The sequence below is a fragment of the Chitinophagaceae bacterium genome, from assembly GCA_016717285.1.
Classification (GTDB): Bacteria; Bacteroidota; Bacteroidia; order Chitinophagales; family UBA10324; genus JACCZZ01.
The window spans coordinates 595,606-611,358 of record JADKFU010000001.1; the positions used below are offsets into that span (position 1 = coordinate 595,606).

At 40.3% G+C, this 15,753-nt stretch carries 12 protein-coding genes; 7 read left to right on the forward strand and 5 right to left on the reverse strand.

Annotated elements, in window-relative coordinates:
• Window positions 1-135: 135 nt before the first annotated feature.
• From IPO83_02525 to IPO83_02550, 6 genes are all read left to right on the forward strand, one after another.
• Complete coding sequence (locus tag IPO83_02525; GenBank protein ID MBK9730155.1) at window positions 136-2,229, forward strand: aryl-sulfate sulfotransferase; 2,094 nt, start codon at window positions 136-138, stop codon at window positions 2,227-2,229.
• A 179-nt stretch (window positions 2,230-2,408) separates the two neighbouring features.
• Entirely contained in the window at window positions 2,409-3,629 is a 1,221-nt protein-coding gene (locus IPO83_02530; protein ID MBK9730156.1) for a phosphohydrolase, read from the forward strand.
• Between the two features lie 17 nt (window positions 3,630-3,646).
• Window positions 3,647-4,156, forward strand: coding sequence for a histidine phosphatase family protein (locus tag IPO83_02535; GenBank protein ID MBK9730157.1), 510 nt, complete (start codon window positions 3,647-3,649; stop codon window positions 4,154-4,156).
• Window positions 4,157-4,161: 5 nt separating this feature from the next.
• Window positions 4,162-4,506 (forward strand): phage holin family protein, encoded by a 345-nt coding sequence (locus tag IPO83_02540; GenBank protein MBK9730158.1) that lies wholly within the window; start codon window positions 4,162-4,164, stop codon window positions 4,504-4,506.
• Between the two features lie 82 nt (window positions 4,507-4,588).
• A complete protein-coding gene (locus tag IPO83_02545; GenBank protein MBK9730159.1) occupies window positions 4,589-6,346 on the forward strand; it encodes a DNA polymerase III subunit gamma/tau in 1,758 nt (585 codons plus the stop codon).
• Window positions 6,347-6,617: 271 nt separating this feature from the next.
• Window positions 6,618-7,898, forward strand: a complete 1,281-nt coding sequence (locus tag IPO83_02550; protein MBK9730160.1) for a pyruvate dehydrogenase complex dihydrolipoamide acetyltransferase — start codon at window positions 6,618-6,620, stop codon at window positions 7,896-7,898.
• Window positions 7,899-8,012: 114 nt separating this feature from the next.
• Here the strand turns inward: IPO83_02550 and IPO83_02555 are convergent, their stop codons facing one another.
• From IPO83_02555 to folB, 5 genes are all read right to left on the reverse strand, one after another.
• A complete protein-coding gene (locus tag IPO83_02555) occupies window positions 8,013-8,861 on the reverse strand; it encodes a T9SS type A sorting domain-containing protein (protein ID MBK9730161.1) in 849 nt (282 codons plus the stop codon).
• A 520-nt stretch (window positions 8,862-9,381) separates the two neighbouring features.
• On the reverse strand, window positions 9,382-10,233 hold the full coding sequence (locus IPO83_02560; GenBank protein ID MBK9730162.1) for a T9SS type A sorting domain-containing protein: 852 nt from the start codon (window positions 10,231-10,233) through the stop codon (window positions 9,382-9,384).
• Between the two features lie 430 nt (window positions 10,234-10,663).
• The gene (locus IPO83_02565) at window positions 10,664-11,959 is read right to left on the reverse strand and encodes a T9SS type A sorting domain-containing protein (protein ID MBK9730163.1); all 1,296 of its coding nucleotides are present in this window, start codon (window positions 11,957-11,959) and stop codon (window positions 10,664-10,666) included.
• Between the two features lie 178 nt (window positions 11,960-12,137).
• Window positions 12,138-13,835 carry a M3 family oligoendopeptidase gene (locus IPO83_02570; protein ID MBK9730164.1) on the reverse strand — a complete coding sequence of 566 codons (1,698 nt, stop codon included), beginning with the start codon at window positions 13,833-13,835 and terminating at the stop codon, window positions 12,138-12,140.
• Between the two features lie 49 nt (window positions 13,836-13,884).
• Entirely contained in the window at window positions 13,885-14,253 is a 369-nt protein-coding gene (gene folB / locus IPO83_02575; GenBank protein ID MBK9730165.1) for a dihydroneopterin aldolase, read from the reverse strand.
• 291 nt (window positions 14,254-14,544) lie between these two features.
• On the opposite strand from folB, the gene IPO83_02580 reads away from it, so the two are divergent.
• Window positions 14,545-15,669, forward strand: coding sequence for a sulfotransferase (locus IPO83_02580; GenBank protein ID MBK9730166.1), 1,125 nt, complete (start codon window positions 14,545-14,547; stop codon window positions 15,667-15,669).
• Window positions 15,670-15,753 lie beyond the last annotated feature (84 nt).

Here is a 15,753-nt window from a genome sequence, read left to right on the forward strand (position 1 = left end):
AGTTTACTAAGTATGTTAAAGTGATTAGAAATACCCATCAAATCATTTGATTCTTCACTGTTGAAATCAATTTGAAAGGAATTTATTGTCCTTCCCAATATCAATTATATTTGCGCTTCCCCAAAAAAAATTCCCATGACTATCAGAATGCTACAACAGCTTTTTTTTGCCGCAATCGGTGTGCTTTGTCTCCAACCGGCTTTCGGGCAATTTCAATATATCTCACCAATGCCAGGCACAAAATTGCATCATACCGAAACCAATATTATTCTCCGCAATGGAAATCTTATTGATGTATCAACACTGAAGCAGAACCTGTTTGCTGTAACAGGTTCAGAAAGCGGAAAGCATGATGTTTCCATTAAACTATCAGATGATGGAAAAACAATACTTCTTCAACCAACTACAGCCTTCAGTTATAATGAAGAAATTACCATCGCGGTAACGGATGGTCTTCATACTGCTGATGGAAAAAAAATAAACGGAACTGTTTTTACTTTTCAAACGATGCCTTTGCCTTCAGAGAAAACATCGCAACGAATGAACGATGCCCGCCGTCATATTTTTGAAGAGGAATTTGGCACGGCTGCAGATCCGGAGAGCAGCGATACGCGCGACCTTTCTGATTGGTCAGGTGGCCTGCCTCCGCTTACTATTTGGACCAATAATAATCCGGCTCCCGGAAAAGTGTTTTTTCACAATTTTGATTTCAGTTATCAGGCAACAGCGCACTATTGCATCATGGGCAATAATGCGGACTCAGTGTATGGAAAATTTGATCAAACCAAAGGAACAGGATTCACCATTAACCAGAATGGATACCTGACGTTGTTCAACGACAATTTCAACCGGTTCGAAATGCTGGATTCAAATTATAAGGTAATTGACAAATTTTATTCTGGCAACGGATATGTAACTGATGTGCATGAATTCATTGTGCTGCCGAATGGACATTCTTATCTTTTAGCGTATGACCCGCAAGTTGTTGACATGACAATTTATAATCCGAATTATAATCCGAATGCTATTGTGGTCGGCGCAATTATTCAGGAGTTGGATGCGGAAAAAAATGTAGTCTTTCAGTGGAGAAGCTGGGATCATTTTGAAATCACAGATGCTACGCATACGCCATTGTCAACCAGTGAAATTGATTATGTGCACGCAAATTCCATTCATCTTGAAGCGGACGGAGTAAGTTTCCTGCTCTCCTCGCGGCATATGGATGAGGTGACAAAGATCAGTTTCACTACCGGTGATATTATCTGGCGCCTGGGAGGGTTGCACAACCAGTTTGCTTTTATCGGAGATGCGCAGCAATTTTCTTATCAGCATGATGTGCGAAGGATTGCCAATGGGCACCTGACACTTTTTGACAATGGCAATTACCACTTCCCGGCAAAAAGTGCAGCGAAGGAATATATTTTGAATGAAGTGGATAAAACAGCAAAACTTACCTGGAAGTATGAACGTAATGTTACCGGCAGCAGCTCGGCTATGGGAAGCGTTCAGCGATTGCCAAATGGTAATACTTTCATTTGCTGGGGTTTGGTGTACAGCACTGTGTTTCCAAGTGTAACCGAGGTTACTCCGGAAGGTAACATTGTCTGGGAGATGCGATTGGATCCGGAATTTAATGATGGCATTTATCGCTCCCATCGTTTTGAGTGGACTCCCTGCGCGCGACCCTCAGCTTCCGGCATGAAGTCATTAAATGTCACCACTGTTTCTGCAAAATTGAAATGGCTAAATGCAACCAATGCGCTTTCTTATGTAGTGCAATATAAACCTGCTTCCACAGGAACATGGATTACCAAGCCCTGCAACAATAAATCCGTAACCATCTCGGGCTTAACTCCCAACACAACATATGACTGGCAGGTGCGGTCTGTTTGTGCAGCACCTAATCCACTTTCATCCGTTTATTCAGTAAAGAAAAAGTTTACCACGCTGCCTCAAAAGTTATCCGATGAAAATGTTGATATGAAAATTGAAGTGTTTCCTAATCCTTCCAGTGATTATGTGAATATTGAATTGGAGCTTCAGCAGAGTGGAACATTGCTAATCAATGTTTTTAATATGATGGGACAACAAGAACTTACCCGGCAATGGGAAACCACAGCAGGTAATAATAGCCTTGTGATGGATGTCAGCGAATGGCCACGTGGAATTTACTTTGTTGAAGCTACGATTGGAGATGAAAAGAAAGTGAGCAAAATTACCGTAGAGTGAGGCAAGGAAGGATTTGAAATGTTAGAAGGGTTTAGAGAGTTTAGATGGTATGCCAATCAACTTTAGCGCGTAAATGCCGGTACCATCTAAACCCGCTCAACAATATAAACAACATAAACCCTTCAAACCCTTCCGTTCCTTTGTGAACAAAAGTTACTTTTGCACTGCAGAAAACCGATATGAAAAAGACAACACCAATAGTGCAAAAGGCTTCGGAATATGTTTTCAATCTATTGCGCGAGAAGTTGCCGGCTAATCATATCTATCACAATTTCATTCATACATCGGAAGTAGTGGAAGCCGCTACTGAGATTGCAGAAGGGATTGAAATTCCAAAAGAAGAAGCTGAAATAATATTATTGGCGGCCTGGTTTCACGATACCGGCTTCACGGAAATATATGCAGGTCATGAAGAGAAGAGCAAAGAAATAGCGGTGCGATTTCTCACGGAGAATTTATATGCTGCTGAAAAAATTGAAAAAATTAAAGGCTGTATTGATGCCACCAGGTACCCGCAAAAACCGACTAACCTGTTGGAGTATGTTTTGTGTGATGCGGACCTTTCGGGAATAGCAAGTAAAAAATATTTTGAGAGCGCAAATTTTCTCCGGCAGGAACAGGAACTGGTGTTGAATAAAAAATACACGGATCTGGAATGGATTAAGCTGGAGATAGAATTTCTTACACATCATCAATTCCACACGCCCTATTGTTATCTATCATTTGAAAAAAGGAAAATCAATCATATCCTCGAGTTAAAAAAGATGATGGAGGAGTTGGAGGACACTGAAGCGAAGCAGAAAACCAAAACGAGCAAGAGAGAAGAAGAAAAAGCGGCCAAAGAAAATCGACCTGAAAGAGGCATTGAAACTGTTTTCCGGTTAACGTTAAATAATCACATGAATCTCTGGAAAACCGCGGATGATAAGGCTAATTTCTTACTGGCGATCAATAGTATTATGCTGGTCTTTGCATTGGTTAACGTAATAGTTGTACCGGAATTAACTATCAGCTTTTTGATGCTTGTGCCTGTAGGCATACTGTTACTGTTTTGTTTGCTTTCAATTATTTTTACGATTCTTTCCATGCAGCCAAAGCATTATTCTGGAAATACAACGGTAGAAGATATTGAGAAGAAAAGCGCTAACCTGATGTTTTTTGGCAACTTTCAGAAAATGAAGCCGGAAGAATTTAACTGGGGTTTTAAGGAGATGATGAAGGACAGCGAATTTCTATATGGAAGCATGATTCGCGAACTTTATTGTCTGGGAAAAATTTTAAGTGCAAAAAATTCCCTGTTGAGAACTGCTTATGCATTATTCATGTGGGGAATTATTATTACAGTAATAACCTATGTAGCCGTCTACAGCTATGTTTTTCTGAATTTCTTCAATTGGTAGCATAAGTTTAAGTCATCATGAAGAATTTAATATTGGTGCGACATGCGAAATCAAGCTGGAAGGATACGCTTCTTAACGACCATGATCGCACATTAAATAAGCGTGGCGAACGGGATGCGCCGTTTATGGCTAAGGTTTTAAAGAAAAGAAAGGTTACACCTGATCTGATAGTAACCAGCACTGCAACAAGAGCGCTTTCAACTGCAAAAATATTTGCCGCGGAACTGGAATATAAAAAGCAACTTATAGAACAGAGCAAGCACTTATATCTTGCTGACCTGGATGCACTGATGGAATTTGTAACATTGTTGCCTGATGAGAAAAGTACTGTGGCAATCTTCGGTCACAATCCGGGAATTACATGGCTTGTTAATTTTTTCTCCGTAACAGTTATCGAAAATATGCCAACCTGTGGCATCTGCAGTCTACGTTTTTCCGTCAATAACTGGAAAGAGGTGAGCGCTAAAGAAGGCCAGCTTCTGTTTTTTGAATTCCCAAAATTGTATTTTAAAGATTCTGACGATTAGGCACTATGAATTTCCTTGTTAAAATATTAATCAGTGGTTTGGCAGTTCTTATTACGGCCTATTTGCTTCCAGGGGTGGATGTAGACGGAATGCTCGGAGCTGTGATAGTAGCTGCAGTGCTGGCTGTGCTCGATGCAATTATCAAACCGCTGATGATCATTCTTACGCTGCCTGTAACCATCGTTACACTCGGATTATTTTTGCTCGTAATTAATGCTTTTGTCATCCTGCTTGCCAGCAAAATTGTTCCGGGTTTTAAGGTAGATGGATTTTGGTGGGCGCTTTTGTTCTCTATTATTCTTTCCATCATCAGTTCAGTTTTTGAAGGAATGGCAAAGAATAACAAATAGAGATTGATTACAAGTTCATCATCAGTACGGTATTATTTTTATCGTTCATTTTTGTTTGGATGGAATATATTTGTAACCCGCGATGGAAAATTTCATTGTATCAGCCCGAAAGTATCGCCCCGCACGATTTGAAGATGTGATTGGTCAGCCACAGGTTACCAACACGTTAAAGAATGCTATTCGTACCAATCAACTGGCGCAGGCTTTTCTATTCTGTGGTCCTCGTGGCGTTGGTAAAACCACCTGCGCAAGAATTCTTGCAAAGGCAGTGAACTGCGAAAACATCACTGCTGATTTTGAACCATGCAATGAATGCCCGGCCTGTGAAGCATTTAACCACAATGCTTCCTTCAATATTCATGAACTCGATGCTGCTTCAAATAATTCAGTAGAAGATATAAGAGCATTAATTGAACAGGTTCGTTTTGCCCCGCAAACCGGAAAGAAAAAAATATACATCATTGATGAGGTGCACATGCTTTCACAACAGGCTTTCAATGCCTTTTTGAAAACACTGGAAGAGCCCCCGCCATATGCTATTTTCATTCTTGCTACTACCGAGAAGCACAAGATCATTCCAACTATTTTGTCGCGTTGTCAGATTTTCGATTTCAACCGTATCAAAACGGAAGACATGGTTAAGCATCTCGCAGCAATAGCTAAAAAAGAAGACATTGCTGCAGAAGAAGATGCTTTGCACATTATCGCGCAGAAAGCGGATGGTGCTTTGCGCGACGCATTGTCGATGTTTGACAGGATCAGTATTTTTGCCAATCGGAAAATTCAATATGCTGCAACAGTTGAAAATCTGAACATTCTCGATTACGATTATTTTTTCAAGCTAACAGATTATTTTCTTGCAACTGATACATCATCTACGCTGCTTACCTATAACCAGGTGCTTCAAAAGGGATTTGACGGAGAAAATTTTCTCGCAGGATTATCTGATCATTTCCGGGATTTGCTGGTTGCCAAAGACGCGGCCACACAGGTGTTGATGGACTTTTCAGAAAATATCCGTAAAAGATATGTTCAGCAGGCAGCTTATACTCCTGCAGCATTTCTTATTTCAGCTCTTGCAATTCTTAATGATGCGGATTTGCAATATAAGGCCAGCAAAAATAAAAGGCTGTGCGTTGAGCTCGCACTCATTCGGCTTTGTCATTTACAACAGGTGATTGACCTGATTAATGAACCGGTTGCCGGAGTAAAAAAAAAATCCCTGAAGGCAGATGAAGAAATAATAACTGCTTCGGGCGAAACTATTACCGCATTTCCTATAGCAAGTAAGGAAGATCCTGTTATTGTTACTGCTGAAAAAAAAGCGGAAGCTAAAAAACCTGTAAAAACCGGTTCATCAGTCCGGCTTACCTCGCTCGATAGTATCAAGAAGGAACTTCTTGAACGACCAAAAGAAGAAGAGCAACAGCCGTTGAAACCAATGGAGGAAGCGGTATTTGATGAGATTGATAATTATGCTTTTCAACAGGTCTGGAAAAGTTATCTGAAGATTATTGAAGGTGAAAAAAAGCAGGTGATCCTGAAAATACTGGAAGCTTTTCCTCCTGAAATAGTCGGTAATAAGACGGTGCTCATCAGGGTTGGTACAGAATCATATCTCAATACTTTAAATGGGGAAAGAGAAGAAATGTATTATTTCCTGAAAAAGGAATTGGATAAAAAGGCGATTGACCTGGTGATACAGGTTGATAAGCAAAAGTCAAGGGCTGAGTCTTCGCGGAAGCCATATACCACCGGTGAAAAATTCAACCACATGCTGAAGAAGAATCCGAAGTTGCAGGATTTAAAGGACCGGCTGAAACTGGAGCTTGATTATTAATTCAGCAAACTTCGCATAATCATTCAAGTGAAATTGATCTTCAACAATCTTAACCATTTTCATAAAGTTTAGAATGGACAGGTTTAGAATGTGATTATTCACCACGTTTTGCAAATGCCATTTCAATACAACATTATTATAAAGGAATTTTTGCTTTGCAATCGAAAAATAAGTAAAGCAGAAACGCAACCATAATGATGGACTGCATAGTATCAATTGTGAATTAGATACGCTTTTTCCTATTTTTGGCTCACTAAAATTTAATCGTAACATGGCTGATGTAGTACGCATGCCCAAGATGAGCGATACGATGACAGAAGGAGTGATCGTGGCGTGGCACAAGAAGGTGGGTGATAAAGTGAAGTCTGGTGATCTGCTTGCGGAAATTGAAACCGATAAAGCGGTGATGGAGTTTGAAAGTTTCCAGGAAGGAACATTGCTATACATCGGCCCGGGAAAAGGTGCATCAATAAAGGTTGATGAAGTAATAGCTGTAATCGGAAAGGACGGCGAGGACTATAAATCGTTGCTTGAATCTGCGGGAAATGGTGTTGTTGAATCAAAACCTGAAGGCGGAGAAAAAGAAGTTGCTGCGAAGAAAGAAGACGTTGCGAAAAAGGAAGAAGCTATTGTAACAGAAAAGCAAGCACCGGTTTCTGCTGATAATAAAGTTGATGGTGATAAAGAATCAGGACGTATCAAAGCGTCACCACTTGCCAAAAAAATTGCCAGTGAATCGGGCGTTTCTATTTCTCAAATAAAAGGTTCAGGAGACGAAGGCCGCATTGTAAAACGTGATGTAGAAAAGTTTATCACTGCAGGTACTGATGGAGGAAGCAAGTCTGTTCCATTTGTTGCAATTGGATCAGAGTCATTCGAAGAAGTGCCGGTTTCACAGATGCGTAAAACAATCGCGCGTCGTTTGGCGGAAAGCAAGTTCAGCGCGCCGCATTTTTATCTTACCATGGAAATCAATATGGATCGGAGTGTAGAAGCGCGTTCTGCACTCAATGAAAATTTTCCTGATAAGAAAATTTCTTTCAACGATATCATTATCAAAGCCGCTGCGCTGGCACTGAAGAAAAATCCTAAGGTGAATGCAAGCTGGCTGACGGATAAGATCCGGTACAATCACCATGTGCACGTCGGTATGGCCGTAGCAGTGGAAGAAGGTTTGCTCGTGCCTGTAATTAAATTTGCCGATCAGAAATCATTATCGCAGATTAGTGAGGAAGCCCGCGCCTTCGCCGGAAAAGCAAAAGAAAAGAAATTACAACCTGAAGAAATGCAGGGCAACACATTCACAATTTCCAACCTGGGAATGATGGATATTGATCAGTTCACAGCCATCATCAATCCGCCGGATGCATGCATTATGGCGATCGGAAAAATTAAAAAAATTCCTGTAGTGTTAAATGATCAGGTTAAGATTAGCAGCATGCTTACAGTAACACTCTCCTGTGATCACCGGGTAGTGGATGGAGCAACAGGTGCAAGATTTCTGCAAACGTTAAAAGCATACCTGGAAAATCCGCTCAGCATGTTGTATTAATAATGCCGGAGGAAGATTTTTCACAGGAAGTAGCAGACATAACAATAAAAAAACCTTCGACATCCGAAGGTTTTTTTTTCTTTTATGACTATTGTTAATAGTAAATACCTGTCCTTAAAGTTTTATGATTTTTCTGGAAACCGATTTTTCTCCGGCTTGTAATTCCAGGATGTAAACACCTTTTGCATATCCTTCCATAGGAAAAGACGGATGGTAAATGCCTGAAGCTTGTGATTCATTCTGTAGTACACCGATCATTTTTCCTGATAAGCTGAACAATGAAACAACAACCTGCTGTGGTTGATCGAGCGAATAGGTAAGATGAACCTCATTCGCAGCCGGATTGGGATAAATATTAAATGCCGCAAGATCGCCTGTTTCGTCAATTCCAACGCCAAATGATTCCGGTATCGTGAGTGTGGAAGTATGAATTACATCTCCACTGGTGTTGTTATTGTTGTTGGAAAAATTAAATGCGCCATAAAAAGTTACGGCACCGGTTCCGGCAATCGGTGCTGTCCATGAAAAACTCCAGGTAGCAGTATGCCCGGGGAAACTTGTTCCGCCACTTTTATGAGTAATGTATTTATTGGAGGTAGTGGTAAACTTTGTTTTGTTGGCATCGATCAAAGCCATCGTGCCTAAAATGGTTCCTGTGCTGCTTTGAGGAGAAATTTCAAATCCGAACTTAACCAAAGAAGGATCTGTAACGGTGGCTGTGATTGTATAAGTACTTCCGGGCTCATAACCTTCTAATGGCACATTTGAAGTAATTACATCAAATATAGCTGTAGCGGTTCCCGGATGGCAATTGTTTTGAGCGCATGTCTTATTATCGCTTGGTGAACCGGTATTCCCGGATGGTGCCCCCGAACCGTTGCTCGTTGCAGTGTTTAATGAACTGCCGATGATTCCTGCAGTGATGGTAAATGCAAGTAGACTGAGAAGTATTTTTTGGGTCATTCAGATAGCTATTTTCGCGCAAAGCTAATCTACCGCAGTGATATTCAAAATATATTCATTGTTAACGGGTGTATGACCAGCTATAATAATAACAGGTTATGATATCTTAACGATTAGCAAAATACCAGCAGTTGGTCAGGATTTGGTTTCAGCTTGCAGGACAGTAATGCATTAGCAAAATGTTTAAAAGTGAGTCGTTCGGAAAGTCGCAAAGGCGGCAATGGAAATAAGGGAATAGAATTTTAAAATTATTTTATCAGTTGAAAGTAGTTACATACGCTGGCTGTGAATAAACCAACTCCCGCGAAGTTGCTGTCGTATGTTGCTTCACAAACAATTACGATAAACATCGAAACTATTTTTAAATAGCTTCTTAGAAAATAATAGGGTTTAGCTGTATTCCAAGTAACTCCATCTTTGAAACGTCAGTTCATCGGCACATCATCAACAAAAAACAAACCCCTTCCGGTTATGAAGGGGCTTGTATTCACTGAATTGAGAGGGAATTTAGAATCTGATATTAAAGTTTTACAACTTTTCGTGAAAAGGATTGCTTGCCTGTTTCAAGTCGCACTACATATAGACCTGATTCAATTTTATCAAGTGGATATGAAATGTTATAAGTTCCGGCCTGTTGTGTTTCATTTGTAAGTTGACTTATCCGTTTTCCTGCTATGTCATATAATGAAATAGTTACGGGTTGTTGTTGCTTTAAATAATAAGTTATGATGACATGGTCAGTAGCAGGATTGGGAAATACAGTTAATGAGTTAATTTCAACCACCTCATTTATGCCTACACCAAAAGCTTCCGGTATCGTTAGTGTTGATGAATAAGTTACATCTCCGCTTGTGCCGCCATTATTGTTTGAAAAATCAAATGCGCCATAAAAAGTTACGTCGCCGGTGCCTGCAGCCGGTGCTGTCCAGTTAAATGACCACGTTCCTGTATGATCCGGAAAACTTGTTCCATTGGTGGTATGCGTAATGTATTTATTTGAGCTGCTCGTAAACTTGGTTTTTACAGCATCTGAAAGTGCCATTGTTCCCAGCAAACTTCCGGTAGCACTTTGCGGTGTAATCTCAAAACCAAATTTCACAAGCGCAGGATCTGTAACAGTGGCAGTTATCGTATAGGTATCGCCGGGAACATAGCCGGTTACCGGAACGTCAGAAGTGATCACGTCAAATATTGCTGTCGCGGTTCCGGGATGGCAACCGCTTTTTGCGCAGGTCTTATTATTATCATTGGGAGCACCTGCAACTGATGATGGAGCACCGTCCGGATAGCTTTTAGCAGAATTTAGCGAAACGCTTACAATGCCGGATCCGATCAAACAGGTAATTGCAAAAAAAAGTAGTTTCTTTTTCATAACAAATTTAATTTGAGTCAAATCTAAGAGCAGTTAATCTGATTGAAAAAAGTAGTGAGCTGAACAGGAGTTTTTGTACTTCGATTGGGAGAAATGACGGACTTGAGGAATAAGGGTTGAATTGGTCTATAGTCAATAGTCATTGGTCATTTGTCATTGTGAATTCTATGAAGTTTGCTGGATGTTTAAAGGGCAGTGCTCATGAGCCGTTAGTTGTTGGCAGATTCCAAATAAAATATTTCCTGCAATTATAGTTTGCTTGAGAGTTCATTTAAATAAAATTGATATTGGTAAAAACGGGAATGTTCGCGTAATAGTAAAAATAGTGGAACTGAAATTTCCTTCAAACTATTAATTGAAGGACTGTAAAAGGACCAAAAAAAGCAAAAGGGGCGATAAACCCCTTTTGCTTTTTAGATTCGGTGAAAAATTATTCTGATTTTACAATTTTAATTGTCTGCTGAAGTGCACCTTGTTCAACTCTAACAAAGTATATTCCGGGAGACAAATCTTCATTAATTGCTAATGGAACAGAAGGATCAATGCCGTTATATTCATGCAGTGTTCTTCCGCTGAGATCCATGAGTTTCACGGTAGTTTTTTCATTGGAAACTGACCCTATGTTTATAATAACTGAATGCGTGAATGGATTTGGATAAGCGGCTGCAGCGAGCGTGGCCTCTTCTCCAAGCTTGCAATTAATAGTTACGGCAGTTGCTTTGGAAGTTTTGTTGCAACCTGTAGCAGTGATCGTAACTTTTACAGTATAAGAACCAGCCAACGTAGCGAGATAAGTGCTATTGGTTGCTCCGCTTATATTAACGCCGTCCTTCAACCATTTGTAAGTAACGCCTGTAGTTGGAGTTCCTCCTCTTGTCAACAGTACACTACCTGCTGAACAGGCACCTGCTGATATAGTGGCAGTGGGTGCAGCATTTACGGTTATCGTAACGGTTTTGCTACATGCGCCACCATCACCGGTAACAGTGTAGGTAGTAGTGGTGGTAGGCTTCGCTGAAACAACAGCACCAGTGGTTACATCCAATCCGGTAGCCGGAGCCCAGGTATAAGTAGTGGCGCCGCTTGCAGTAAGTGTTTGCTTTTTCCCTTTGCAAATGGTTCCTGATGCCGGACTAACTGAAACATTACACGCAGAAACGGCTTCCTGCACTGTGTAGGTTGATGTTTTTACGATGTCTCCGCTCGTACCTCCATTGTTATTTGCATACATAAATGCGCCATAAAATGTTACCGCACCGGTTCCTGCTGCTGGTGCAGTCCAGTCAAATGACCACGTAGCCGTATGACCGGTCCAACTGTTTCCTGAAGTAGTGTGTGTAATGTATTTGTTATTACTGCTTGTAAACTTGGTCTTCACAGTATTTGTCAATGCCATTGTACCTAAAAGAGTACCGGTGATGCTCTGCGGTGAAATTTCAAATCCAAACCGTACAATGGATGGATCTGTTATACTTGCCGTAACAGTATAAGTTGTACCCGGCACATAACCTGAAGCAGGAATCGTTGAGGTCATGGCATTCAGCATGGTGGTAGCAGTTCCCGAATGACACCCGCTCTTCGTGCAGGTTTTGTTTGCATCGCCGGGCGAACCTGTAACTGTTGACGGAGCGCCGTCGGGATAGCTTGTTGCGGTAATAAACGTGGCGCTTATGATTCCGGTGGCAACTACACAGGCAATCATAATGGAAAGTAATTTGTTTTTCATTTTTGGGTTAGTTAAAAGATGAATTGATTACAACCAAAAATCGGTGGTACTTGCGACAACCCACAAACAACAATACTCAAACGGTGAATTGGAAAGTTAAACGGTTTATAACCAAACCTGAACGGAGAAATCAAGCTTACGCATAAATATAAATAATAATTTGAACTTATATTATTAATTAATTCAACGCGTTGTCATCAACAGTCTTAAGCCAATTTTCAATAGCAGTAATTGTTTGGGAAGATGATTTCGTATCAAAAGGAGATTTTAATCCCGCTACTGCTACGAGTTTCAAAAATGATTTGCTGCCGCCTTCCCTGCATAATCTGATATAATCTTCGATAGCGGCTTTTGGGTTCTCATTTGATTTTACCCAAAACTGAAAAGCACATAATTGCGCCAGTGTATAATCAATGTAATAAAAAGGGTGTTTGTAAATATGAGCCTGACGTTGCCAGAAACCTCCTGACTCTAAGAAGTCATTGTTTTCATACAAACGGTGTGGCAGGTATTTCTTTTCCAATGAGCGCCAGTAAATGTTTCTTTCTGCAGGCGTGAGTTCAGGATGTTCATACATGTGATGTTGGAATTCATCCACCGCTACACCATAAGGAAGAAAAATAAGTGAGTGACTCAGGTGTGCAAACTTGTATTTGTCTGTCTGACCGTTAAAAAATAAATGCATCCATGGCCAGGTTAAAAATTCCATGCTCATAGAATGTATTTCGGCTGCTTCGCTCGTCGGAAAATAATATTCTTCCATTCCAAGATGCCTGCTGCAATAGGTTTGAAAAGCATGTCCGGCCTCATGGGTCAGCACATCAATGTCACCGGAAGTACCATTGAAATTTGAAAAAATAAACGGGCTTCTTGTTTCACTGAGAAAGGTGCAGTATCCACCGCTTGCCTTGTTGGGCTTATTTACAAGATCCATCAATTCGTTGTCAATCATATAACTGAAAAACTCTCCTGTTTCCGGTGAAAGTTCATTATACATCTGTCTTGCATGCTCTACAATCCAGTCAGGTGATCCATGCGGCGTTGCATTTCCTGAGGTAAAGTCCAGCGGTTCATCAAAGTAAATTAGCTGATCAAGCCCGAGCCGTTTGCGTTGACGTTCTTTAAGTTCAGAAACGAGCGGTACAATTTTCACTTCCACCATTTTCCGAAAATCTTTTACCATCGCAGCATCATAATCTGTACGGCACATTCTGAGGTAGCCGACCTGCACAAAATTTTCGAAGCCAAGTTTTAAAGCTATGTCATGACGAACTTTTACCAGGTCATCATAAATCCGGTCGAGCGCTGCGGCATTTGCTTTAAAGAATTCATCAGTCTTTTCATGAGCGGCTTGGCGGATGTTACGATCTGTTGAAAGTTTATAGGGAACCATGCCGCTGAGGTTCAGCTTTTTTCCATCAAACTCAATCTGTGCCGTAGCAATCAGTTTGGTATATTCTGTAGTCAGTTCATTCTCCCGCTGAAGGTCTGCAATAATTGATGGAGAAAATGTCTGAAGGGTAACTTTTGCAATATCAAACAACTGTTGTCCATAATGCTTTTCCAGTTCAGGTCTGCAGGAAGAAGACAGCAACACTTTATAAAATTCGGAAACAAGATCAAGATAGTTAGGGTAAGAGTTGTCGAAGTATTCCTGTTCTGCTTCAAAAAAAACATCACTCGTATCAATAGTATGCCTGATGCTGGCAACGTTGCTCATGGTTTCAAAATGAGCACGTAACTTATAAATCTGATCAATAATGGAAATCTGAACGTCGCGTTCTTTTGACTCTTTAAGCTGCTCAAGTAAAGTGTTAAACTTTGTCCCGATATTTTCGAGATCAGGACGCACGTAGGTAATTTGGCTGAATTTCATAGTAGCGTAAAGAGCGCAAAAATAAATGGAATAAAGCGACCTTCAATATCTATTTATGAATATTTCTTACCCAATTGTCTTCTACCCAAACTTTTTTAACGCGGCCATGCAATGGTGGATTCAGCTTGGCTACTCTCACCTTCAAACTGTAAACCGAAGGATAGATATTTGATATACCGCTGATAATTTTTTGAACTGCAGTTTCCAGCAGATGCATGGGTTCGAGCATTACTTTGCGAACTGTTTCATATACTTCCTCGTAGTCAACAGTCCGGGTTAATTCATCACCGGTTGAACCCCCGGTAAAGTTGACCGCCATTTTGATGGAAACTTCTATTTCATTACCAAGCAATTGTTCTGCTTCATAATAACCAACGTGCGCATGAAACTTCATGCCTTCGAATGCAATCACTGCCATTCTCAAAAATAATTAGATGTGTTGAAGTGTCAAATATCAGCAAATATTAACGGCATGCAGAATCAATTGAAACAGTTTGTTAAAAAAGAAACGAATGACAACAATAATTGAGAATGAATGTGGTCATGAGCAGGTCAGCAATAAGTCCGTCCCTATTTATTTCGGGATTTTTCAAAAGTCATGCATTGTCTTATTTGCACTTCACTATTTTACACCCACATTGAAAGAGATGTTTCAGAATTGTTCAGTTCCGCTATTTTTTTAATCCTATTACAGGTAAGAGTTTGAATCATGGCCAAAAGGAAATTTCGTGTTGCATTCAGTACCATTGCGGCTGCATCATTCGGAATATTTTTTAAGCTGGTTGTAAAATATCCAGTCGACAAAAAATACCTGGGAAGGGGCTTATTGGCAGGAGCGGTGAGCTTATTGTCGGAACCATTTAGATGGATAGAGCAACTTTTATATTCCCGCAAATTGTCGCGTACTCCAATGCCGGAGTCACCTGTTTTTATTTTAGGACACTGGCGCAGCGGAACAACGCTGCTGCACAACGTACTTTGCAAAGACGAACAATTTGCATTTGTCACAACCTATCAAAGCGTATTTGTAAACCAGTTTTTTGCAAGCAGATGGTTATTCAGATCGTTAATGAAATGGCTGATGCCGGAAAAGCGACCTTCGGATAATGTGCTGTTGTCGCCTGACTTCCCACAGGAAGAAGGTTTTGCTTTGTGCAACATAAATTCCTATTCCTTTTACAATTACTGGTATTTCCCGCATCAATGGAAAATATTTTATGATGAATATGTTTCGCGAAATGGTATGTCTGAAAAGAAGAAACAAATCTGCAACAGGCAATACAAAAAGCTGATCGCGCAATCATTAATCGAACACAAACGGGATGGATTTATTTCCAAGAATCCAGCGAACACAGGCAGCATTAAACAGGTTCTTGAAATGTTTCCGAACGCAAAATTCATTTACATCTACCGGAATCCCTTGATGGTTTTTCAATCCACCCTAAATTTTTTTTCCGCAGTAATGGAAACATTGCAACTGCAGGAATTTACAAACGAAGAAATGGAAGAAATGATTTTTGAATTGTATGAAAAACTGATTAAAGATTATGAATTGCAAAAATCATTGATACCAGCACACCACCTTATTGAAATACGATATGAAGAATTTCTGAAAAGCCCTGTCGAACATCTGAAGCTGATTTATTCAACCTTGCAATTGAATGGTTTTGAAATGGCGCTTCCTCACTTCATTACTTATCTGGATACACAAAAGCGGTTTGAAAAAAATAAACATGAATTTGACAAGATGCAACTTGACAGGATCTTGAAGCGTTGGGATTTTGCTATGAAGCATTATGGCTATTTAACACCATCAACTGATGAACCTGCCTGAATTGTGCCACACCGCTCTAAACCCTCTAAACATTATAAACCCTTCAAACTCTTCAAGCCCTTCACTACCTGAACCATCTAAATC